This window comes from Algoriphagus antarcticus (assembly GCF_002150685.1).
GTDB classification, from domain to species: Bacteria; Bacteroidota; Bacteroidia; order Cytophagales; family Cyclobacteriaceae; genus Algoriphagus; species Algoriphagus antarcticus.
Genome location: NZ_MSSW01000056.1, coordinates 1 through 22,267, shown reverse-complemented (window position 1 = coordinate 22,267; position 22,267 = coordinate 1). Strand labels below are relative to the sequence as shown.

Genomic DNA, 22,267 nt, shown 5'->3' with positions numbered 1-22,267 from the left:
ATTTATGGAATTTACCCTCGGACAAGTTGCGGCGATCCTTCAGGGAAAAGTGGAAGGCGATGAAGACCAAAAAGTATCCCGATTGGACAAAATCCAAGAAGGTAAGCAAGGAGGAATAAGTTTTCTGGCCAATGAGAAATACACTTCATTTATCTATGAAACAGATGCAACGGCCGTGATCGTCTCCAACAACTTTGTCGCCACAAAACCACTTAAAGTCAATCTAATTCGTGTTGATGATGCTTATAACGGTTTCACGAAACTGCTGGAAGCTTATTCCATGATGATGAAAAGCAGTATGGTGGGAGTCGAAGAGCCCTGTTTTTTTGATCCCAGCTCTCATATCGGTGAGCAGGCTTTCAGGGGAGCTTTTTCTTATGTGGGGAAAAACTGTATGATCGGAGATTCTGTCAAAATCCACAGTCATGTACACATTGGAGACCGGGTGAAGCTTGGCGATAATGTCATCATCCATACTGGTGCAAAAATCTGTACTGACACCGTTATTGGCAATAATTGCGAAATTCATCCTGGGGCTGTCATTGGTTCTGACGGATTTGGTTTTGCTCCTCAGGAAGACGGCAGCTATAAGACTATCCCGCAAATCGGCAATGTGATCATTGAAGACAATGTAAGTGTAGGAGCTAACAGCACGATAGATTGTGCTACGATGGGATCCACTTTGATTAAAAAAGGCGTAAAAATCGACAATCTGGTGCAAATAGCACATAATGTCATCATAGGAGAAAATACTGTGATCGCATCCCAAGTTGGAATATCCGGATCAACTACAATTGGAAAAAACTGTGTAATCGCAGGCAAAGCGGGAATTGTAGGTCACATAACTATTGCAGATAATACCACAATAGGTGCCAATACAGGTGTAAGTAAGTCCATTACAAAATCAGGTACTACCTTATTTGGATACATTGGATTCGAAATGAAAAACTTTCTAAAATCTTACTCTATTTTTAAAAAGCTAGGCTCAATAGAGGAGCGCATAAGAGAACTAGAAAAAAAGCAGTAAATTTGCAGCCTTTAGCATGCTGAACGGTTCAAAAATCAGATGAAAGTAAAACAACACACCATTAAAAAGCAGGTGGAATTATCCGGAGTGGGACTTCACACCGGGGTTATTTCAAACATGACATTTCTCCCTGCCCCCCCAAATCACGGATATAAGTTTCAGCGAATTGACCTTGAAGGTAGACCAACTGTAGATGCAGATTGCGACTTGGTCGTAGATGTATCCAGGGGTACTACTTTAGAGCAAAATGGTGCACGTGTTTATACGGTAGAGCATGTTCTGGCAGCATTAGTTGGATTGGAGATAGACAATGTCCTCATTCAACTAGACGGTCCTGAGCCTCCAATTATGGACGGATCATCTATTCAATTTATTGACGTACTGGAAGAAGCAGGGCTCGAAGAGCAAAATGCACTTCGTAGATTCTTTGAAGTTCAAGAAAGCATACAGTACAAAGACTCTGCTCGTGAGGTAGAAATGGTGGCCTTGCCTACAGATAACTATCGAGTGACAGTGATGGTGGATTATAACTCGCCAGTATTGGGTAGCCAGCATGCATCAATCACCGACATCAGCCAATTCAAATCAGAAATCGCTTCCTGTCGTACTTTTTGCTTTTTGCATGAACTAGAGATGCTTTACAATTCAAACCTCATTAAAGGTGGGGATTTGAACAATGCAATCGTAGTGGTAGACAGAATTGTAGAAGAAAAGGAGTTAGTTAATTTGGCTAAGATGTTTAACAAGCCAAAAGTAGAAGTAAAGAAAGAAGGCATTCTAAATAATGTGGACTTACGCTACCGCAATGAGCCTGCAAGACATAAATTACTTGATGTAGTTGGGGATTTGGCATTGGTGGGTCGTCCTCTGAAAGCACAAATTATGGCGGCAAGACCTGGTCACGCAGCCAATGTTGCTTTCGCAAAAAAAATAAAACGTGCTATGGAGAAGTCTGGCTCTTCCCATATTCCATATTATGACCCAAGACTTCCTCCAGTAATGGATATCAACCAAATCAGCAGCATTTTGCCGCATAGATATCCGTTCCAATTGCTCGATAAGATTATCTATCTGGATAATACTGTAGTAGCAGGAGTGAAAAACGTAACGATCAACGAACCATTCTTTATGGGACATTTTCCTGCCAATCCCGTTATGCCAGGCGTATTACAGGTAGAGGCAATGGCTCAAACAGGTGGGATATTAGTATTGAGTACAGTAGATGATCCGGAAAATTACTGGACTTATTTTCTGGGAATCGAAAACTGTAAGTTCAGAAAAATGGTTCTTCCTGGTGATACTCTAATTTTTAAATGTGAACTTTTGGCCCCGATAAGAAGAGGTATAGCGAAAATGCGTGGTGAAGCTTATGTAGGTAATACGCTAGTGTGTGAGGCCGTAATGACAGCAAGCATAACCCGAAAAGAATCATGATCAGTCCTTTAGCCCATATTGATCCGAAAGCAAAAATCGGAAAAAACGTCACTATTGAACCATTCACAACTATTGGCGAAAATGTCACTATAGGTGATAATACTTGGATCGGACCAAACGTCACTATTTTTTCTGGAGCTAATATTGGAAAAAACTGCAAGATTTTCCCGGGAGCCGTGATAGCGGGTATTCCTCAAGACTTGAAATTCCAAGGGGAAGACTCTACAGTAATGATCGGTGACAACACGACGATCAGAGAGTGTGTTACAATCAGCAGAGGCACCGTAGAAAAGCAAACTACCGTCATCGGAAGTCATTGCTTGCTAATGGCCTATGTACACGTCGCGCACGATTGTGTGATTGGAAGTCATGTCATCATCGCTAATTCTGTGCAAATCGCCGGACACGTGGCCATAGATGATTGGGCTATTGTAGGAGGATCAAGTGCGGTTCATCAATTTGTGAAAATCGGAATGCACGCCATGGTTTCAGGTGGTTCTTTGGTGAGAAAAGATGTACCTCCCTTCACTAAAGCTGCACGTGAGCCACTTTCTTATGCAGGGGTAAATTCTCTGGGACTACGAAGAAGAGGCTTTTCCAGCGAATCTATTTCCCACATTCAGGAAGTATATCGCTACCTATTCCTCAATAGTATGAACAACAGTCGTGCACTAGAAGAAATCGAAGTAAATCTTCCAGCCACCAAAGAAAGAGATGAAATCCTGAATTTCATTCGCTCTTCCGAACGTGGTGTGATGAAAGGCTACATCAATTAACAATGCTGAAATCGAGCATGACGCATTCATCGCAAACTAGGAAGAATAAAAGCACTGCGAGATTCCATGTGACCTTAAAAAAACAAATTTTCAACACATGAAAATCCACTTAGAAGAAGCTTCAAAACGCTTCCAATACGAATGGATTTTTAGAAATCTAAGCCTTGATCTATCTCAAGGAAATTCCCTGGCTATTACTGGAAGTAACGGATCGGGAAAATCTACTTTACTGAAATGTCTTAGCGGTGCTATACCAATCACTTCAGGAAAAATAGATTATCTGCTTGATGGAAAATTAATCTCAGAAACTGATTGGTTTTCATACTTGACTATTTCTGCTCCCTATATGGAAGTGCCTGAAGAATTCAGCTTGGAGGAACTGCTCAATTTCCATTTCAAATTCAAAAAACCGCTTAACGGGATTTCCTCAAAAGAAATCATCGAACAGCTTTACCTTACACAGCATGCTGCAAAGCCAGTAGGACAGTTTTCCTCAGGAATGAAGCAGCGTTTAAAGCTGGGCTTGGCACTCTTTTCTGATGTTCCGTTGATATTTCTAGATGAGCCTACTTCCAATCTTGACAGGAAAGGAATAGACTGGTATCAGGAAATGATAAAACTATATGGCAAGAATAGGATCTTGGTGATTTGCTCCAATGAGCCCAGAGAGTATGAGTTTTGCGAGCAAAAAATAGTATTGGAAGACTTTAAGTAAACATTAGCTTTGAACTTAAATTCCTACCTTTAATTTTACAGGTGTTACTTACTAAGCATATGAAATCTCTTTTTTTTAGATTATTTCTACTGATTTTCGTAGTGATTGCAATTCAAGGCTGTGGCGGTGACGATCCAGTTCCTGATCCACCAGTAAAAACAGCTGAAGAGATCGCAATTGAAGCCCTGACTGGCGCAGGCTCTCAAACTTGGGGCATTGATGGAGGCGGATCCGTGGAGCGCGACGGGGTAGCGGTGACACAATTGTATTCAGGATTTGAATTGGTTCTGAAATCCGGTTCTGCCAAAACATACACTTCCAAAAATAATAATGACCTTTTCGATGCCTCTGGAAATTGGAGTTTTGCAGGTAGCAACTTCGATAAGTTTATACTATCTGGCACCAAACCAGCAGCTGGAAGAGAGATCTCCTTCACCCAGAATAATACTAATCTGAAACTCACTTTTACGATTCCAGCTCCTGGAGCTAGGGTGAACGGAGTTATGGCTGTCGCAGGAAATTATACTTTTAACCTGGTAAAGAAATAGGGCTTTGCTTTGGTAGACAAAAGACAGGTGACCGAAGTTGCCTTAACCTTGCCTGTTTTTAGTTTACGCTTGATATTTAAGCGGGGTGATCTCACAGACTTTACTTCAAAGTCACCAGCGTAACTCCTGCCCCACCCCGATCTGCATGTTCATCTTCCATATGTCGAACTTGGCTCATGTCTCGCAGGAAATTACGAGTCAAATCCCTCAAGATCCCATTGCCCTTGCCGTGGATTATTCTCAGGTCTTTCAAACCAAGCATATATCCTTCATCGATAAATGTCTGAATCAGCGACAGTATTTCCTCGCCTCTTTTGCCCCGAAGATCCAGATTCATAGAGAATTCCATCATCTTTTCGTTGCTATTATATCCACTTCTGGAAACAGCCGCCTTTTTCTCTTTTTTGACTTCACCTTGAGATATTTTTTCCAATCTCGAAAGCTTCACTTTTGATTTTAGCTCGCCTATAGAAACCTCAAGCTCATTGGTTTTGACCTGAAGTACTTCTGCGATAGCTCCGTTGTCTTTCACCCTCACCCAGTCACCAACAGCAATCTTCCCTCCCAAAACTTTGATCTCCGGGCTTTTGATAATGTTCTTCTCTGGCTTGACTTTCTCCTTAAACTCTTCCAAATCCTTACGTACCTGCTTAGTGGCTTCCTTCTCCGCCTTGCCTTCTTTGATCTCTCGTATAGTAGCTTCTATTCTCTTATTAGCCTGATCTAGCAGCTGCTTCGCCTCTTGCTTTGCTTCTTGGAGATAGCGCTTTTTGGTCGTCTCCATCGTTTCCTTAAGTTCATTGTATTCCTGAAGTCGAGTTTTCAGCAGACTCTCTTTTGCTTTGACATCAGCCAACAAAGTCGAATATTGATTCTTCTCATTTTCTACCTGCGTCAGCAGTCTATCATAGCGCACGCGCTCTTCACCGATTTGCTCTTTGGCATAATCCAAAATTTCTCTTGGAATCCCGATTTTCGAAGCAATCTCCAAAGCAAAAGAAGAACCCGGCTTACCTATCTCAAGCTGATAAAGCGGTTCCAATTTATCCACATCGTAGCGCATCGCTCCGTTCACCATTCCTTGGTTCTTATTGGCTATCTGCTTCAAATTACCGTAGTGAGTGGTAATCACGCCGTATGCTCCCAGTTTATTCAGAGCCAATAGGATGGATTCAGCAATCGCTCCACCAAATTGCGGCTCTGTTCCTGTACCAAATTCATCTATAAAAAGGATAGTTTTCTTATTCGAAAAAAGCGAAAAATGCTTCATGCTCATCAAGTGCGAGCTGTAGGTGCTCAGATCATTTTCCAAGTTTTGCTCATCTCCAATATCGATAAAGAAGTTGTCAAAAAGCGAACTTTTGGAATCAGGATGAACAGGAATCAAAATCCCACATTGTAGCATATACTGTAGCAAAGCAACAGTTTTAAGTGTGACAGACTTTCCACCGGCATTTGGACCTGAGATAACAAGCAATCGCTCATGACCGCTAAGTTTGACATCAAGTGGGACAACATTCTTTCCTTGGGACTTCAGCGCCATTTCCAAAATAGGATGTCGAGCCTTGGTCCAGATGAGTTGCCTTTCCTTGGTGATTTCTGGCCTACAGCTGTCAGTCTTTTGTGCAAATTTTGCTTTGGCACGAATAAAATCCATCAAGCCAAGGAAATTGGTAGCCTTTCTCAACGCTGGAATAGCAGGCCTAATTCTATCGGTCAATTGGGTCAGGATTTTGATGATCTCCCGACGCTCCATGTATTCGAGATCTCGTATCTCATTATTGATATCCAACGCTTCCTCAGGTTCCATGTACACCGTCTGGCCAGTAGCCGATTCATCGTGGATAAAGCCACGAAGTTTACGCTTATTCTCAGCTGCCACAGGTATCACCAATCTGCCTGAACGCACGGTAATCGCAGAATCCTCTGGCGTAAGTCCCTTTGTTCTTGCTTCTTTGAAAACTCGCTCCATTACTTTGCGTAAGCGGCCTTCTTCATAAATAATCTGACTTCGGATCAGCTGCAAATCTTTACTTGCATTGCTGCGCATCTTCCCCTTTTCATCGATAATCAACTCAATGGCTTTGAGTAAACTCAAATCGAGATCCATCAGCAAACCAAGCAACTGGCTCAAAACCGGATATTCTTCTTCTCTTTTCTGAAAAAATGAAACACAACCTCTCAGTGTGTCAAGTGAAAGCTTTATTTCATAAAAATCCTCTACATCTAAAAAGGAATTCTCCAGCTTAGCTTTCTCTAAATAAGGATTAAGATTGGTGAAATTAGAAGAGGGAAAAAGCTCCCCAGATATCAGAATCTGACGAAACTCCTCCGTTTGATCAAGTAACTTGGTGACCAGATTATAATCTGATGAGAAAAGCAAGCGATCCACATACTGCATTCCTAGCGGCGAAGTACACTCCACTTTCAGCAGTTCTTTGATCTTTATGAAATTTACTTTTTGTTCGAGATTGCGTGGGTATAGCATTAGAATTGGTCTATGATTCCGTTTGAAGACTCTCTTACCACAAGAGAATCAACTACACGAGAATAAATCTGCTCCATTTCAGCAGGATCGCGGAGGTAGTACAACATACTTTGAGTGAAAACAGAATCGCTCACCGCATGTTTGAGAAAAACGTCCTTTTCGAGCAAATTATAGAGCACCTTAGATGAATCATAGGTTACAGGCATTGCGCTTGTAAGCCCCTCAGTTAGATGGATATCTATCAGCACTTTTACCATCTTGTCCTGAGATAATAATCCATCTGGCTTATTGTCAGAATCACAACTTGAAAGGGAAAGGATGCAAAAACTTAGTATCAGTAATCTTTTCACAGGTCAAAATTAGGTTTTTTTAACGGAAAATCTCCCCACCCCTCATGTAACTGAAATTTTATAATTCAGCTTAGAAGCATAACTTAGGCCGTTCAAATCACCATTCATGAACGAATTATTCAAGAAGCTCAGAAAATACGAAATCATGATCCGAAAGGTGGCTAATAATCACCTACAGGGAGAATACCAGTCACTTTTCAAAGGGTCAGGATTGGAGTTTGATGATCTCCGTCCTTATCAGTATGGAGACGATATCCGTACGATAGAGTGGAAAGTATCTGCTAAGGGACACGGGACTTTTGTCAAAACGTTTCGTGAAGATAAAGAACAATCAGTTTTCTTCCTTCTGGACATCAGCGGCAGTCAGGATATCGGTCAGCCGGGCAACAAGAAAATAGATCAGGGAAAGATCATTGCAGGTGTTTTGACTTTAGCGGCTGTGTTTGAGGGAAGTCAAGTCGGACTGATCAGTTATTCAGATCAAAAGGAAAAACTGATTTTACCATCCAAAGGCAGCAAGCAAGGCGTAAAAATGATCCGTGGGATATTTAATCATGAGAATAACTCTTTAAAAACAGATTTGAACTCCATGTTCATGTTTGCACTCAATCTCATTAAGAGACGAGCGGTGATCGTGATAATTTCTGATTTTATAGACGAAGGATACGAGAGACCATTCCGGGCGCTTGCTGAGCGTCATGATGTAGTCGCTATTCAGCTAACAGATCCACGGGAATCCGCTTTGCCTTCACTGGGCATTATTCCTGTTTTTGATAAAGAAAAAGGGAAAACAACTTGGGTGAACACTGCCTTTGGAAGCTTTTCTAAAAAAATAGCAGATACCTTTACCTCCGAGCGGGAGCATCTGAAAGATATTTGCAAAAAGAACCAAATAAATTACCTGTCAATCGATACCACCCAAGATATCGTAGGTCCGCTTCTCGAGCTATTTAAGTACCGAAACAAAAGCATGAAACGTGGCTAAAACGCTCAAACTCATTTTCTTTCTACTCATTCCATTTCTGAGCAATGCTCAGCAGATCAGCGTGGATGGTTATTTCATGCAAGATTCTGCCAAGCTAGGTGAGCGTGTGGGCTATGTCCTGAAAGCAACCTACCCACAATCGTCCCAGCTGATTTTCCCAGATTCTACCTTTGATTTCTCTCCGCTGGTATTACTGGAAAAGAAGACCTTCATTTCTTATACTCAGGACAGCGTTACTCAAGATAGTACGATCTATTACCTTTCCAATTTCTCACTGGACCCGAGTTCGTTTTTGACTTTGCCAGTATATGAACTGGCGAGATACGATAGCGTAGTGCATTATCCTCTTGAGGCTGAGCTAAAGTTAAAATTTACTTTAGACAGCATACCTGAGGAATTGGTATTTCAGGAAAACAACATCTATCAACCACTCGAAAAGTCTTTAAACTGGATAATTATAGGAATTATTCTTGGCGGCATTCTTCTTTTACTAGGAGCTCTTTATTTCCTTTTCGCAGATAAGGTTCAAGAATATTGGAAGGAAAGAAGAGAGAAAAGACGCTGGGCACAATTTGAGAAAAGGTGGAAGACTCAAACTGCACTTCTTTCTGAAAGCCCATCTATTGGGGCTGCAGATGAGGTAATTGGTCTGTGGAAAGGCTATATGGAAAGCATCACCAAGTTGCCAGTGAGAGAATGGACTTCCAGTGAAATAGGAGAGCGAATGGACAACCCAGAGATCTTCAAAGCACTTCGAGCTATAGATTTGATCATCTATGCTGGAGAATCTTCGAAAAGTGAAGAAGCAACTACTTACCTACTAGAAGTGGCAAGAGAAAAATATCAGGAAAAACAAACCAAAATCAAGCATGAGAGAGCAGCTGTCTGAATTCTTTAGCTGGTCCTGGTTTCTGCCTGAGACCTTCAAAAGCTACGAATGGGAAAATCCGCTTTTGCTGAATTTGATGTGGATTATTCCAGTCTTCATACTTTTCAGAAATTTTGTAAAATTTTTGAAAAATCCAGTCCTAGAACTTTCTCTTCCAAAACGGATAGCAAACAACAACCCTTGGACTTACTTGCGCCTAATTCCAGCAGGTTTTTTCTACCTCTTCCTTATCATGATGGTAGTAGCTCTGGCTCGACCTCAGCGTAGCAATGAGCGTGTTGAGCAGTTTACTGAGGGAATAGATATCATGCTTGTACTGGATATTTCGGAATCCATGGACTTGCAAGATTTCACTCCAAATCGCCTGGAAGCAGCTAAAGCTACAGCCATTGAATTTATTAATGGGCGTGTTGGTGATCGCATAGGAATGGTGGTTTTCGCTGGTGAGGCCTATTCATTAGCTCCGTTGACTAATGATTACGAATTGCTCACGGATCTAGTGGAAGAGATTTCTTTCAGCATGATGGAAGCTAAGGGAACTGCCATCGGATCTGCGCTCGCTGCAGGAACCAACCGAATGAAGGAATCTGAGTCAACATCCAAAGTAATGATTTTATTAAGTGATGGAGAGAGCAACGCCGGAAACGTAGATCCGCTGTTTGCGGCAAATCTCGCTTCTGCTTTGGACATTAAGATTTATACCATCGCTATGGGTAAGGACGGCTTGGTTCCTTATGGAACTGATTTCTTTGGAAGACCACAGATGGTAGAGAGTTATTTGGATGAATCCACCCTGCGCGAGATTGCCAAAACCGGAAACGGGGAGTTTTTCAGAGCTGCTGATGGTGGGACTTTAGAATCAATTTTCGACAGGATTGATACACTTGAGAAAACCGAAGTGATCGAAAATCGCTACAAAGAGACAGCAGATTACTATAGGGTTTATATGTTCTGGGGTCTTATACTTTTCTTTGTATGGCTAGGTTTGAAGAGTAGTTTCTTGAATAACTTCCTATTGGATTAATTCCTCGCCGAAAGTCTGTTTTTTCCATTGTGCTAATCGCGGATCCATGACCGCAAACCAAAGTGGTGGAAACAATGCCAAAATTATCATAGCTGAATAGCCCGCTGGTAATTGAGGACTTTCATCATAATGATTCAAGACCTGATAACGCTTGTGTGCATTCGCATGATGGTCAGAATGCCGCTGCAGTTGAAAGAGCAGAAAATTACTTACCACTTGACTAGCATTCCAAGAATGAATAGGAGTCACTCGCTCATAATGACCGGATTCTAATTTCTTCCGCTCCATTCCATAATGCTCAAGGTAGTTTACCAATTCCAACAGGGAAAAACCAAGAAAGCTTTGCAGCAAAAAAAATAAAGGCACTTCCCAAACCAGGCGATCTAGAACTAGCGAAGAAACCAAAAAGGCTAGCCCCACAAATAATAATGGCATTAGGGTGAATTGAATCATCTGATTCTTTATTGACCAAAAGGAAATTCCTTTTTTAGAAAGCCTTTCTCGCTCCAATTCCCAAGCACTTTGGTAGCCATGCACTACTGATCGATACCAAAAGGAATAAAAACTTTCCCCAAACCTACTTGTGGCTGGGTCTTCGGGTGTTGCGACACGTACATGATGACCTCGATTATGCTCAATGAAAAAATGCATATATGAAACGGTCATTAAGAGCATTTTGGAATAGAATTGTTCGAGAGAATTTTGTTTATGCCCCAATTCATGTGCTACTGTAATTCCAATCCCGCCAGTAATCAACGCCATTCCACTGGCAAAAGCAAGCCATTCCCACCACGAAAACCCACTGACGCTGATGATGTAAAATCCCCAAATTAAGATCCCAAACTGTACATAAACCCAAAAGAAGGTGACAAGCTTATAGAACTTCTCTTGAGTAACTTGACTTACTGCTTCCTTGGGAACATTTGCCCGATCAGTACTGATCATATAATCCATAATTGGGACCAGGATAAATACAAAACCATGAATCAAAAACAAGGTTACCCCGCCCAAATACACTCCGAGCATCAGCAATATGGGCAAGATTAGGACAGAGTAAAAACCGATTTTCTTGAAGATGGACATCTGATTTTTTATTTAAACTGCATCAATTTAAATAGAATTTTGCTTCTGAAAACTATCCTAAACTTCTATTATGCTAAAGCAAAAATGATTTTTGTCAGTTCCCTGACTGGCTTGCATCACCACCCTACTTAATAAAAATTCAGATTTTTGAGGAAAGAAAAAAACATGTCAATTTCTGCCCCTCTGATTCAAAAATACAATACTCCAGCCCCCAGATACACCTCGTATCCTACAGTTCCACTTTGGGAAAACAACCTGGACAACAACACATGGAAAGGCATTGTAAGGAAGGCATTTCAGGACTTTGGCAAAGAAGAAGGCATATCCATCTATATTCATTTGCCCTTTTGCGAGAGTTTATGTACCTATTGCGGATGCAACAAACGGATCACAAAAAACAACGCAGTCAAAGACCCATATATCCAGGCACTTCTCGCCGAGTGGAACAAATACAAAGAGGTTTTTGACGGAAAGCCGAAGATTGCAGGAATACTCCTCGGTGGGGGAACGCCCACATTCTTTGAGCCATCTTACCTTCAGCATTTGATCTCATCTATTTTTGAAGGGGCAGATATCACTTCAAATGCTGAGTTTAGCTTTGAAGGGCACCCTAACAATACGAGCTTTGAGCATCTGAAAACTCTAAGTGACTTGGGGTTTAATCGCGTGAGTTATGGTATTCAGGACTTTGACCTAAAAGTTCAGACAGCAATTCATCGAATTCAGCCGTTTGAAAAAGTAAAACATGCCACAGATTCTGCCCGCATTCTTGGCTACACCTCTATTAATTTCGATTTAATCTATGGTTTGCCTCATCAAACTGTCCAAACCATGGAAGACACTTTCAAAAAGGTACAGGATTTAAGACCGGATCGCATTGCATTCTATAGTTACGCTCACTTGCCAAGTGCATTCCCAGCGCAGAAAAGCTTCGAAAATTTCCTGCCAACTGCACCAGAGAAGAGTGAATTGTATGAATTTGGAAGGCATCTGTTGGTGAAAATGGGCTACGAAGAAGTGGGAATGGATCACTTCGCTCTACCAAAGGATGCACTCACGGTAGCAAAAACTGAGGGAGTACTACACAGAAATTTCATGGGGTACACGACTGTGCCATCCAAAATCCTCATTGGACTTGGGGCCAGCAGTATTAGTGATGTGTACTATGCCTATGGTCAAAATGAATAGAACATAGGGAAGTATGAGTCACTGGCAAAACAAGATGCTTTTGCAATCCAAAAAGGACATATTCAAACTGAGTTGGATATAACCGTCAGACAGGTGATCTTAGATTTAATCTGCAGAAAGCAGGCCGTGATCCCAGCAGAAATTTCTGAAAAACTATCTGAAAATCAGCTATGGAATCTCAAAGAAATGGAAACAGACGGGCTTATTTCCACTACAAATGATGAAATCTTGGTATCAGAGAAAGGAATGAAAGTCATTAGAAATATATGCTCTCAACTTGACCTTAGGCTGGCTGAAAATCAGACCAAAAAAGCGCTATTCAGCGAAACGATTTAACGACACATGGTAATTTCAATCTGCTCGCTGCCATAATCAAACACTTGCAGATCTGGACTAAGAAACATCCCTAACCCAAGACCACGGAAAATAAAGAGCATGCCTATTAGCACACCTAGGTAAGGAATGGCTTTTTGGAATTTTTGCCTCGCCTGAACAGAAAAAATATTCCCCGAATACATCAATACTAAGAGCAAAGGAATCGTCCCTATCCCAAAAAAGAACATATAAGTAGCTCCCAATAATGGGCTTTGCAAAGCTAGAGCGGCTACTAAAGCCATGTATACCATCCCGCAGGGAAGTAGTCCATTGGCTAGACCTGTTGCAAAAAAAGCGAAGGATCCTCCTGCTTTCAGAAATCGGTTAAGTTGTCTTTTCACCCAAATAACAATCTCTGAAAGAGCGGGAATTGCCAAGAATTGATCTGCCCGCTTATACGAAAGCGCAAAAATCAAGATTATCACTCCCATGGCAATAGAAAAACCCTGCTGAACACCAGCAAGTGACAATGAAAACCCAATACTACCTACTATCAACCCAAGGACAGCGTAGGTCACACTTCTTCCAAGATTATAAAGGATTTTATGAGAAAAATAAGATCTGCCTTTTTTGCCACCAACGGCCAATGCTATCGGCCCGCACATTCCGACACAATGAAATGAGCCTAAAAAACCAAGTAAAAAGGCAGTCCAGAGCATTTATATGGTGATTTTTTTCTCCTGATAATGATCCACTCCATTTTCAGACCAATTGAGTTGAACCTTCCAATAACCGCTTTTTAGCTGCTTCACGGGAACTGCAGTTTTTCCTGAGTGGGTGACTTCGACTTTAATTGTCTGATCCAAAGATGAATCAGAAGGTCTGAAAAGCTGCAAAGTACCTACCGTCCCATTCGGAAGATCAAGTTCGATTACTTTGGATTGAGCATCGTAAGAGATCACTTCTCTATCCAATTTCATTGCAGAGTTCGACTCATCGATTCTGTCCTGATATTTTATTTCCTCTTCATAGTAATTTTCAGTTACCAACTCAATCCCATCCATTCGTACCGATATCACTACCATAGTCATAATCAATACTACGAAGCCTATTATTGTAAGTGTTATTCCTTTTCCCCAATCCATAATTTCCCTAGTTAACCATTCAACTTACTTGATCGGTGCTGTAAAATTAGTTTCGATATGATCAATTTCTTTGCTTAAATGAAGAACTGATAGTTCTACTTTTTCCTGATTTACTTTGACCTCATCTTGTTTCCTCACGAGAAAGAATCTTCCTTCAAACTTAGTCTGAGGCTCTAATACCCATTGCTGCTCTCCGACTATTTCCACATCCATTCCTTCAGCCAATGACTTTAAAGAAACTTCCTGTGGCTCATAAGTTTTATTGATCAACGTAATTTGGTAAAGATTAGTCACCATACCATCTTCCCGCTCTTGATACGTCATTCCTGGGAACCTGGTAACTGTGGCAGTAATATCATCACGAGTCGATAATAAGGCGATAAAGGCAGCTATCAACAAAGTAAGTATGACGATGTAAACTTTGACTCTATTAGTAAATAGCTTCTCAAAGCCTTCCTTGATGCTATTTTCGGAGGCGTAGCGGATCAAACCCTTTGGTCGATCTACCTTCACCATCACCTCATCACAGGCATCTATGCAGGCGGTGCAGTTCACACACTCCATCTGAATTCCATTTCGAATATCAATCCCAGTTGGGCAAACCTGAACACATAGACTACAATCGACACAATCCCCTTTATCAATATTCTCAGCTTCATTTTTGCGGATTGGTGCTCTTGGCTCTCCTCGGACGTAATCATACATCACATTTATGGAGTTATTATCCAGCATTACTCCCTGAAGTCGTCCATAGGGACAAACCACCAAGCAAGCTTGCTCCCGAAACCAAGTGAACACAAACATGAAAATACCGGAGAATGCTAAAAGACCTAGAAAACCGGCCATATTAGCAGCCGGAGGTGAGGATACGATCTCTATCACCTCATCTATTCCTATCAGATAAGCCATCACCAAATGTCCGATCAAAAGAGATATTATTGCGAAAATAGTGATCTTGACAGTTTTCTTGGTGATCTTTTCGCTGGTCCAAGGTTGAGCATTCAATGCTCTTTGCTGATTGGCATCTCCCTCAATTGCATATTCAATTTTCCTAAACACCATCTCCATGAATAAAGTCTGCGGACATGCCCAACCACACCAAACTCTGCCAAATGCTACGGTAAAGAGTATGATGAAAACAAAGAAAATCAATAAAAGAAAAATGAGCAGGTATGTATCTTGAGGCCAGAATACGGCTCCGAAAATGATGAATTTCCGCTCAAAAATATTGAACAAAAGCCATGGTCTTCCATCTACCTTGATAAATGGTCCTGCAAATAAAATGGTTAATAAAAGCCACGAAAAGTAAGTTCTGTATTTGTAAAAATAGCCTTTGACTTTCTTGGGATAGACCCAATTTCGCTTCCCATCATCTTGGACAGTAGCTAATGAATCTCTGAATGTATCAGGATTTAAATGGGGGTTCTTCTTGGCCATAATCGTAGGCTTATTTTCTGCCGGGAATTATGAAATTCCCGGCAGTGTTAATTTATTCAGTAACAGCCGCGGCAACCGCAGTGCTATCCGCTGGAGCTGATGAATCATCAGCAGGAGCAGCTTCATCTTCTCCAGAATACAATTCACCTTGAGGATCTTTAGCGACAGCAGGACTCGTTCCTTGTATGCTGAGAATGTAGCTTGATACTTCTTGAATTTCCTGTGGATTCAACTGATCTTCCCAAGGTACCATTCCTTTCTCTATGACTCCATATTTTATCACTTTGAACACATCTTTAATGTCACCTCCATGTATCCAATACTGATCGGTCAGATTTGGACCTACTCCACCACCACCGTCGGCGGCATGGCATGCAGCACAATTAGCTCCGAAAATCGTCTTGCCAGCACTTATTCCTACGTCAGACTTATCAAATTCCACATTGGTCTCATCGATAGATGCCAGTGCGCTAGTACCTCGCTCTTCAGCTTCAATCGCTGCAATGCGAATTTCTTCTTGATATTCTTCTACACCTGTCTTACCAAAGCCCAAAACGGTGTAGTATCCGAAATAAACTATTGCAATAATAACTGTCCCGGAAAAGACATATTGAAGCCAAGGTGGCATAAAGTTGTCCAGCTCCTGAATTCCATCATAAGAATGGTCTTCCATCAACTTATCTTTTGTCTGCTCCTCTTTGATGTCACCTGTGACAAACCGCTGTTTAAAGGTTTCCCACCAGCTTGGCTCCTCCACCAATTCAGGATTTTCCTTACGGAAGACAGCCGAAATAAACGACATCAGATAGATCATGAGAATCAAGAGCAGAATAATCACTCCTATGATGACTCCTATGATAATCAAAAGAGCCATTTGATTAGAGTCCAAAGCTCCTAATCCTTCAGACACAGAAGTGTTCTGCGCCAAAACTGGATTGAAAAACAAAAGACAGCTTAAAGCAAAAAAGGTTAAATATTTTTTCATGGCTGTTTGTCGGTTAACTCATTGTCATCCATCGGCAAAGAACTCATATGGTCGATGACATCTTTAGGAACGCGCATCGTCCATATGGTAATACCTATGAAAAAGAGGACAAATATTATCAGTGAAACTATGGGAAACACCTCTACATTTTCGATTGATCTTAATACTTCTTTGTACATGATTTCTCTGATTAGTTAGCTGATGAAACTTTGATATCCGTACCCAATCGCTGCAGATACGCTATTAATGCTACGATCTCAGTTTGTGGCATTACTGCTACTCCTGCATCCTTTAAATTCTCAGCGATCTGTGCTGCTTGGGCTTCTAGATCGGCAGATGCTTGCTGGTCGTATCCCTCAGGATATGGAACGCCAAGCTTCTGCATAGTCCTGATTTTTGCTGGCAAATCTGAATAATCCAAGTCATTAGTCGCCAACCATGGATATGGTGGCATTAATGAACCCGGAGACATACTGCGAGGATCTTCCATATGGAAATAATGCCAGCTATCCGGATATTTCCCGCCAACTCTATGAAGGTCAGGGCCTGTTCTCTTAGATCCCCATAGGAATGGGCGATCATACACAAATTCACCTGCTTTGGAGTATTCACCATAGCGCTCAGTTTCAAACCTAAATGGTCGAATCATCTGAGAATGACATCCTACACAACCATTTTGGATGTATATGTCTCTTCCTTCTAATTCTAACGCTGTATAAGGTTTGACAGAACTGATAGTCGGTATATTTGACTTGATCAAAATAGTAGGTACTATTTCGACTACACCCCCAATTAAAATCGCTACGGTAGCCAATACCGCAAAGAAAATAGGCTTTCTCTCCCATGCTCTGTGCCAGAATTCCCCTTTAGGATTGTAGTTCTTGGCTAATGCAGGGGCAGAATCTTCTTCAGTGGCTACAAAAGTTCCTTGCTGTGCTGTCTTAAACATGTTATACATCATCAGGATAGCACCACTTAAATACATCAAACCACCTAATGCTCTCAACATGTACATTGGCACTAATTCTACTACAGTTTGCAGAAAATTACCATAAGCCAATTTACCCATTTCATCAAATTCTCTTAGCATCAAGAATTGAGTCAATGCTGCCACATACATTGGCAATGCATAGAAAATGATTCCCATCACACCTAGCCAAAAGTGTGTGTTGGCCATTTTGGTAGAATAAATAGTGGTTTTAAATAATCTTGGCCACATCCAGTATAGCATACCGAAGGTCAAGAAGCCATTCCATCCCAATCCACCTATGTGAACGTGAGCTATAATCCAATCGGTATAGTGCGCAATCGCACTGACATTCTTAAATGAAAGCATTGGACCTTCGAAAGTAGCCATACCGTAGGCAGTGATTGCTACGACCATGAATTTCAGCACTGGATCTGTTGTCACTTTATCCCATGCTCCACGCAAAGTCAGTAGTCCATTCACCATACCGCCCCAAGACGGAGCCAAAAGCATCACCGAGAACACCGTGCCTAGTACTTGTGCCCATTCAGGAAGCGAAGTATAAAGCAAGTGGTGAGGACCCGCCCACATGTATAGGAAGATCAGCGACCAAAAGTGAATAATAGAAAGTTTGTAAGAATATACTGGTCTATTCGCAGCCTTTGGAAGGAAATAATACATCAATCCCAAGAAAGGTGTAGTCAGGAAAAATGCAACTGCATTGTGACCATACCACCACTGTACTAAGGCATCTTGAACACCTGCATAGGCAGAATAACTTTTGAACAAAGTAACTGGCAATGCAAAAGAGTTTACAATATGTAAAACAGCAACTGTAATGAATGAAGCTAGATAAAACCAAATAGCTACGTACATGTGGCGCTCTCTACGTTTGAGAATAGTACCGATCATATTGGCTCCAAAAGCCACCCAAACAATTGCTATCGCAATATCAATAGGCCATTCTAATTCAGCATATTCTTTAGATGAAGTTAGTCCTAAGGGCAAAGTCAACACTGCTGAAACGATAATCAGTTGCCAGCCGTAGAAATGAAACCAGCTAAGTGTCTTGTTCCACATTGGAGCTTTCAGCAGCCTAGGCATGGAATAATAAACCCCGGCAAAGATCGCATTTCCAACGAAAGCGAAAATCACAGCGTTCGTATGCAGTGGCCTTATTCGCCCGAAAGTAGTATAGGGATTACCCAAATTGGCTTCAGGTAAGAAAAGCTGTGTCGCTGCAAGTAAGCCGACCAGCATCCCTATTACGCCCCAGATAATTGTCGCGGCTCCAAAATACTTGACAATTTTATTGTCATATTGGAACCTCTCCAGAGTAGTGTCATTCATAGGATTTCGGTTTTGTTGGTTGATTTTTATTAGATTTTTTAGGACTATTTTCAAAAAGAATTCTTATCGAAGGAGTGTAATTATCATCAAACTGGCCGTCTTTCATTGCTTTGAAAAACAAAAACAGAAATGTACCTGCCAATAGTAGACTGATTGCGATTAATAGAAATATGACTTCCATGCTATAATAGTTTTGAGGTTAACAAGCCCTTTTTCCAGGCTACAAAATTCGTGGTCAACGTCGTGAATACCACCACAGAAATACTACTTAACGGCATCAAAATAGCGCAAATCACAGGACTCAAAAGTCCTTGAACTGCTAGCCCTAGGCCAAGTAAGTTATATAATAAACTGAGTATAAAACTCGCTTTGATAATAAGTCTGCTAGATTTCGCAAAACCTAAGAAATTCGGAATCATACCAAATACTTCAGAATCCATAATAGCATCACTAGCTGGAGAGAAATGACTGACCCGGTCTGAAATAGCTACACCGACCTCGCTTTCTTGTAATGCACCGGCATCATTTAAACCATCCCCTATCATTAGGGTATGGTGAGTAGCATTCAAACCCTTTAAATAAGTAAGCTTATCTACTGGACTTTGCTTAAAGTTAAATTTGATACTGCTACCTAACTTTTCCTCTAGGTATTTTTGCTCATGAGAAAAGTCTCCAGACAAAACATGAAGATCATAGTCCTCTTTGAGTTGCTCCACTACTTCTGAAGCCTTTTCCCTAAGTCCAGATTCAATCAGGAAATAGCCTAGTTCCTGCCCTTCCACTGTCAAACAAACGATATTTCCATTTTGGTTTTTGATAGAATTTTTATAACCAGTAAACTCAGCTGATCCAAGTCTGAATTCTTGATTTTTATAAAATGCATGAATTCCTGCTCCTTTAATCTCTTTTACTTGGTCAAGAGATACTCCACTTTGGTTCACTAGCCAATGATTAATTCTATTACTCAATGGATGGGTAGATCGCCCCACCATGGATTTCAAGATCGCTTGGGTTTCATGCGAAAGTTCCTCCCCAATGTAGGTGATCTTGGCATTTGCCGGATCTGTAAGTGTACCCGTTTTGTCAAAAACGACAGCATCAATCAGCGCAAGTCTTTCTACCACATTTGAATTTTTTAGGTAAAACCGACTTTTCCCGAAAATCCTGAGTGTATTTCCCAAGGTAAAAGGCGTAGACATTGCTAGAGCACATGGGCAAGCTACGATCAGCACTGAGGCAAAAACTTTAATAGCAATAGATAAATCTGTCACTGCCCAATATGCAAAACCTGCTACTGCAATAACTAAAACAGACCAGGTAAAGGCTGCACTGATCCTGGTGGATAGCGGTTCAAGCAAGCGCCCCTTACCCTTTTCAAAAGTCTCGTTGTTCCACAAATCCGTAAGATATCCCTGAGAAGGCGACTTTTGAACAGTTAATAAGATTGCATCGCCTTTTTGTCGACCGCCTGCATAGATCAATTCTCCCTTTTGCCTAGGCGCTGGAACTTCCTCACCTGTCACGAAACTATAATCAATATTAGCTTGGCCGCTTAGCAAAAGAGAATCTGCAGGTATTAATTCCTCATCCCTCACCAAAATAACATCTCCAACTTGGAGCTTTGATAGAGGGATCACGTCCTCTTGATTTTTCACTATTTTAGTAACGGCTATTGGAAAATAAGACTTGTAATCCCTATCGAACTCAAGTGTTGAAAATGTCTTTTGCTGATAAATTTTCCCCAGAAGCAAGAAAAACAAAAGTCCCCCAAGGCTATCCATATAGCCTGATCGCTGAAAAGCGAATATTTCCCAAAGTGAATAAACAAACAACGCGATGATCCCAAGCACAATCGGAACGTCCATATTGATCTGCTTTTGCTTGAGCGAATTCCATGCTGACCGATAATAATCACTAGCTGAATAGAACACCACTGGAAACGCCAAAATCACATTCAGATAACTGAATAAGCCACGAAAAGAAGAATCAATTAACTCAGCTTCGGAGAAATATTCTGGAATACTAAACAGCATCATATTTCCGAAGCAAAAGCCAGCTACAGCGAGTCGTTGGATTAAGCGCTTATCCAGTCCCGGACTTTGCTTCTTATCAAGATCTGAAAAATTGATCTTTGGCTCGTATCCAATGGTTGATAGTAGAATAACCAACTCCTTTATACTGATCTTATCATGAAGAATCTTAACCTGAACCTTCTTTTTAATAAAATCAACTCGACTATGAAAAACACCGGAATGAATCTGATGTAGATTCTCAAGAAGCCAAATACAAGATGCACAATGAATTAGAGGAATGTAAAAAGTGAGATGACTTTCAGTTTCACTCTGAAAATCTAGCAGACGATTAGCAGTCTCCTCATCCTCCAGATAATCAAATCGATTGGAATGGCGTTTATTTCTCCTCTGACTTTCTCCAGGGTGATTAGCAATATCATAATAAGTGCAAAGCTCATTTTCCGAAAGAACCTCATATACGAGTTTACATCCTTGGCAACAAAAGTTCTGCTCATCTACAACTATTTGCACACCTTCACATTCTTCACCACAATGAAAGCAGGTGATTATTTCTTGAGCAGGTAACCTCGGATCCATTAATATTAATTTTACTAAATCAAACTTTAAATTACACTAAAAATCATAAATAAAATCATATTTGAAACACAATTTAGCAATAAGGTTACTTTCAAATAACAATTTGAATAAAGCGCAAATCTTTTCAGAAACACTATCTATCTTCTCATTTGAATAGGCAAAACTACTAGCGGAAAACCGAGGAATAGTTGAGGCAAGTCTTATCAATTACTGACAAAAATCATGTTTTTAGCGGTAAAAAGAAGGCACTAATAGGTTACCAATGATCCAAAGTATAAAAGGTCAATATGAAAAGTTTACATGGATATTAGCCAGTTGTAAAAATGAAAAATGAACTCTGAAATAGGAAGGCAAAAGCTTTTTATAAAAAATACAACTCATCAATTATGTAATCGAAAAGATCAAAATTGGTGACTGCCTTTTCTTCAGCTTACACATGATGGTCATCTCTGAGTATGAAATGATCATCCCTGTACTTCAAACCAAGACAGCCTTCTCTAAAAGTTGGCTTTGGAATAAAAGAGCCGGCTCCCGATTCCCATCGTGGGCTGTTCGAGTGGGTGAGTTATAGAGTGCTGGAAAAAGTGGGTTTAAACCCAAAAAAGCCTTTCAGTTTCCTGAAAAGCTTTGGAATAAATGAGGCGGCTCCCGATTACTATCGGTGGCTGCTCGGATGGGTGATGGATTCATTGCCAAAAAGTCTATAAAACCAAAAAGCCTTTCAGTTTCCTGAAAATGCTATAGAATAAAAGAGCCGGCTCCCGATTACTGTCGGTGGCTGCTCGGATGGGTGATGGATACGTTGCCAAAAAGTCTATAAAACCAAAAAGCCTTTCAGTTTCCTGAAAGGCTTTGTAATAAATGAGGCGGCGACCTACTCTCCCGGGTGTAACCCCAGTACCATCGGCGCTGCAGGGCTTAACTTCTCTGTTCGGGATGGGAAGAGGTGGAA

Annotated in this window: 20 protein-coding genes and 1 rRNA gene; 10 read left to right on the top strand and 11 right to left on the bottom strand. The window is 41.0% G+C overall.

Annotation, left to right across the window (positions count from 1 at the left end; all coding sequences use genetic code 11):
- Window positions 1-4 precede the first annotated feature (4 nt).
- From lpxD to BVH04_RS17920, 5 genes are all read left to right on the top strand, one after another.
- A complete protein-coding gene (lpxD, locus tag BVH04_RS17940) occupies window positions 5-1,027 on the top strand; it encodes a UDP-3-O-(3-hydroxymyristoyl)glucosamine N-acyltransferase (protein WP_086542853.1) in 1,023 nt (340 codons plus the stop codon).
- A 39-nt stretch (window positions 1,028-1,066) separates the two neighbouring features.
- Window positions 1,067-2,461: a bifunctional UDP-3-O-[3-hydroxymyristoyl] N-acetylglucosamine deacetylase/3-hydroxyacyl-ACP dehydratase gene (locus BVH04_RS17935; RefSeq protein ID WP_086542852.1), complete on the top strand. Its 1,395-nt coding sequence runs from the start codon at window positions 1,067-1,069 to the stop codon at window positions 2,459-2,461.
- Window positions 2,458-3,237 (top strand): acyl-ACP--UDP-N-acetylglucosamine O-acyltransferase, encoded by a 780-nt coding sequence (gene lpxA / locus BVH04_RS17930; protein ID WP_086542851.1) that lies wholly within the window; start codon window positions 2,458-2,460, stop codon window positions 3,235-3,237. The genes BVH04_RS17935 and lpxA overlap by 4 nt, the downstream gene beginning before the upstream one ends.
- 97 nt (window positions 3,238-3,334) lie before the next feature.
- Window positions 3,335-3,952: an ABC transporter ATP-binding protein gene (locus BVH04_RS17925; protein ID WP_086542850.1), complete on the top strand. Its 618-nt coding sequence runs from the start codon at window positions 3,335-3,337 to the stop codon at window positions 3,950-3,952.
- Between the two features lie 59 nt (window positions 3,953-4,011).
- Window positions 4,012-4,500, top strand: a complete 489-nt coding sequence (locus tag BVH04_RS17920) for a hypothetical protein (RefSeq protein ID WP_086542849.1) — start codon at window positions 4,012-4,014, stop codon at window positions 4,498-4,500.
- Window positions 4,501-4,600: 100 nt separating this feature from the next.
- Here the strand turns inward: BVH04_RS17920 and BVH04_RS17915 are convergent, their stop codons facing one another.
- On the bottom strand, window positions 4,601-6,988 hold the full coding sequence (locus BVH04_RS17915) for an endonuclease MutS2 (RefSeq protein WP_086542848.1): 2,388 nt from the start codon (window positions 6,986-6,988) through the stop codon (window positions 4,601-4,603).
- Entirely contained in the window at window positions 6,988-7,338 is a 351-nt protein-coding gene (locus BVH04_RS17910) for a DUF4296 domain-containing protein (RefSeq protein ID WP_086542847.1), read from the bottom strand. The genes BVH04_RS17915 and BVH04_RS17910 overlap by 1 nt, the downstream gene beginning before the upstream one ends.
- A 106-nt stretch (window positions 7,339-7,444) precedes the next feature.
- On the opposite strand from BVH04_RS17910, the gene BVH04_RS17905 reads away from it, so the two are divergent.
- From BVH04_RS17905 to BVH04_RS17895, 3 genes are read left to right on the top strand one after another with little or no spacing between them, the layout of a single operon-like run.
- Window positions 7,445-8,323 (top strand): DUF58 domain-containing protein, encoded by an 879-nt coding sequence (locus tag BVH04_RS17905; RefSeq protein WP_086542846.1) that lies wholly within the window; start codon window positions 7,445-7,447, stop codon window positions 8,321-8,323.
- Entirely contained in the window at window positions 8,316-9,212 is an 897-nt protein-coding gene (locus BVH04_RS17900; RefSeq protein WP_086542845.1) for a hypothetical protein, read from the top strand. The genes BVH04_RS17905 and BVH04_RS17900 overlap by 8 nt, the downstream gene beginning before the upstream one ends.
- A complete protein-coding gene (locus tag BVH04_RS17895) occupies window positions 9,193-10,236 on the top strand; it encodes a vWA domain-containing protein (protein WP_086542844.1) in 1,044 nt (347 codons plus the stop codon). The genes BVH04_RS17900 and BVH04_RS17895 overlap by 20 nt, the downstream gene beginning before the upstream one ends.
- Here the strand turns inward: BVH04_RS17895 and BVH04_RS17890 are convergent.
- Complete coding sequence (locus tag BVH04_RS17890; protein ID WP_086542843.1) at window positions 10,225-11,319, bottom strand: alkane 1-monooxygenase; 1,095 nt, start codon at window positions 11,317-11,319, stop codon at window positions 10,225-10,227. The two genes, BVH04_RS17895 and BVH04_RS17890, sit on opposite strands and share 12 nt — an antisense overlap.
- Window positions 11,320-11,484: 165 nt before the next feature.
- Here BVH04_RS17890 and hemN point away from each other — a divergent pair, with 165 nt between their 5' ends.
- Window positions 11,485-12,507, top strand: coding sequence for an oxygen-independent coproporphyrinogen III oxidase (gene hemN, locus BVH04_RS17885; RefSeq protein ID WP_317045508.1), 1,023 nt, complete (start codon window positions 11,485-11,487; stop codon window positions 12,505-12,507).
- A gap of 93 nt (window positions 12,508-12,600) precedes the next feature.
- A complete protein-coding gene (locus BVH04_RS26500) occupies window positions 12,601-12,843 on the top strand; it encodes a hypothetical protein (RefSeq protein ID WP_317045507.1) in 243 nt (80 codons plus the stop codon).
- Here the strand turns inward: BVH04_RS26500 and BVH04_RS17880 are convergent.
- The 8 genes from BVH04_RS17880 to rrf all read right to left on the bottom strand — a co-directional run.
- On the bottom strand, window positions 12,840-13,541 hold the full coding sequence (locus tag BVH04_RS17880; RefSeq protein WP_086542842.1) for a sulfite exporter TauE/SafE family protein: 702 nt from the start codon (window positions 13,539-13,541) through the stop codon (window positions 12,840-12,842). The genes BVH04_RS26500 and BVH04_RS17880 overlap by 4 nt on opposite strands.
- Complete coding sequence (locus BVH04_RS17875; RefSeq protein WP_086542841.1) at window positions 13,542-13,967, bottom strand: FixH family protein; 426 nt, start codon at window positions 13,965-13,967, stop codon at window positions 13,542-13,544.
- A gap of 24 nt (window positions 13,968-13,991) precedes the next feature.
- Window positions 13,992-15,404 (bottom strand): cytochrome c oxidase accessory protein CcoG, encoded by a 1,413-nt coding sequence (gene ccoG, locus BVH04_RS17870; RefSeq protein WP_086542840.1) that lies wholly within the window; start codon window positions 15,402-15,404, stop codon window positions 13,992-13,994.
- Between the two features lie 52 nt (window positions 15,405-15,456).
- Window positions 15,457-16,389, bottom strand: a complete 933-nt coding sequence (locus tag BVH04_RS17865; RefSeq protein WP_086542839.1) for a cbb3-type cytochrome c oxidase N-terminal domain-containing protein — start codon at window positions 16,387-16,389, stop codon at window positions 15,457-15,459.
- Between the two features lie 190 nt (window positions 16,390-16,579).
- Window positions 16,580-18,706 (bottom strand): cytochrome-c oxidase, cbb3-type subunit I, encoded by a 2,127-nt coding sequence (gene ccoN / locus BVH04_RS17855; RefSeq protein ID WP_086542837.1) that lies wholly within the window; start codon window positions 18,704-18,706, stop codon window positions 16,580-16,582.
- On the bottom strand, window positions 18,699-18,887 hold the full coding sequence (gene ccoS, locus BVH04_RS17850) for a cbb3-type cytochrome oxidase assembly protein CcoS (protein WP_086542836.1): 189 nt from the start codon (window positions 18,885-18,887) through the stop codon (window positions 18,699-18,701). Before ccoS ends, ccoN begins: the two co-directional genes overlap by 8 nt.
- A gap of 1 nt (window position 18,888) precedes the next feature.
- Window positions 18,889-21,315 (bottom strand): heavy metal translocating P-type ATPase, encoded by a 2,427-nt coding sequence (locus BVH04_RS17845; RefSeq protein ID WP_086542835.1) that lies wholly within the window; start codon window positions 21,313-21,315, stop codon window positions 18,889-18,891.
- A gap of 861 nt (window positions 21,316-22,176) precedes the next feature.
- Window positions 22,177-22,267 (bottom strand): 5S ribosomal RNA (gene rrf / locus BVH04_RS17840); the annotation flags it as partial.

Excerpts from the sequence above, each read along its gene's own strand:
- ccoS (WP_086542836.1), bottom strand. The coding sequence starts at position 18,887 with ATGGAAGTCATATTTCTATTAATCGCAATCAGTCTACTATTGGCAGGT.
- lpxA (WP_086542851.1), top strand. The coding sequence starts at position 2,458 with ATGATCAGTCCTTTAGCCCATATTGATCCGAAAGCAAAAATCGGAAAA.
- BVH04_RS17875 (WP_086542841.1), bottom strand. The coding sequence starts at position 13,967 with ATGGATTGGGGAAAAGGAATAACACTTACAATAATAGGCTTCGTAGTA.
- BVH04_RS17915 (WP_086542848.1), bottom strand. The coding sequence starts at position 6,988 with ATGCTATACCCACGCAATCTCGAACAAAAAGTAAATTTCATAAAGATC.
- BVH04_RS17925 (WP_086542850.1), top strand. The coding sequence starts at position 3,335 with ATGAAAATCCACTTAGAAGAAGCTTCAAAACGCTTCCAATACGAATGG.
- BVH04_RS17845 (WP_086542835.1), bottom strand. The coding sequence starts at position 21,315 with ATGGATCCGAGGTTACCTGCTCAAGAAATAATCACCTGCTTTCATTGT.
- BVH04_RS17880 (WP_086542842.1), bottom strand. The coding sequence starts at position 13,541 with ATGCTCTGGACTGCCTTTTTACTTGGTTTTTTAGGCTCATTTCATTGT.
- BVH04_RS17905 (WP_086542846.1), top strand. The coding sequence starts at position 7,445 with ATGAACGAATTATTCAAGAAGCTCAGAAAATACGAAATCATGATCCGA.
- BVH04_RS17865 (WP_086542839.1), bottom strand. The coding sequence starts at position 16,389 with ATGAAAAAATATTTAACCTTTTTTGCTTTAAGCTGTCTTTTGTTTTTC.
- hemN (WP_317045508.1), top strand. The coding sequence starts at position 11,485 with ATGTCAATTTCTGCCCCTCTGATTCAAAAATACAATACTCCAGCCCCC.
- lpxD (WP_086542853.1), top strand. The coding sequence starts at position 5 with ATGGAATTTACCCTCGGACAAGTTGCGGCGATCCTTCAGGGAAAAGTG.
- BVH04_RS17935 (WP_086542852.1), top strand. The coding sequence starts at position 1,067 with ATGAAAGTAAAACAACACACCATTAAAAAGCAGGTGGAATTATCCGGA.
- BVH04_RS17895 (WP_086542844.1), top strand. The coding sequence starts at position 9,193 with ATGAGAGAGCAGCTGTCTGAATTCTTTAGCTGGTCCTGGTTTCTGCCT.
- BVH04_RS17920 (WP_086542849.1), top strand. The coding sequence starts at position 4,012 with ATGAAATCTCTTTTTTTTAGATTATTTCTACTGATTTTCGTAGTGATT.
- BVH04_RS17890 (WP_086542843.1), bottom strand. The coding sequence starts at position 11,319 with ATGTCCATCTTCAAGAAAATCGGTTTTTACTCTGTCCTAATCTTGCCC.
- ccoG (WP_086542840.1), bottom strand. The coding sequence starts at position 15,404 with ATGGCCAAGAAGAACCCCCATTTAAATCCTGATACATTCAGAGATTCA.
- ccoN (WP_086542837.1), bottom strand. The coding sequence starts at position 18,706 with ATGAATGACACTACTCTGGAGAGGTTCCAATATGACAATAAAATTGTC.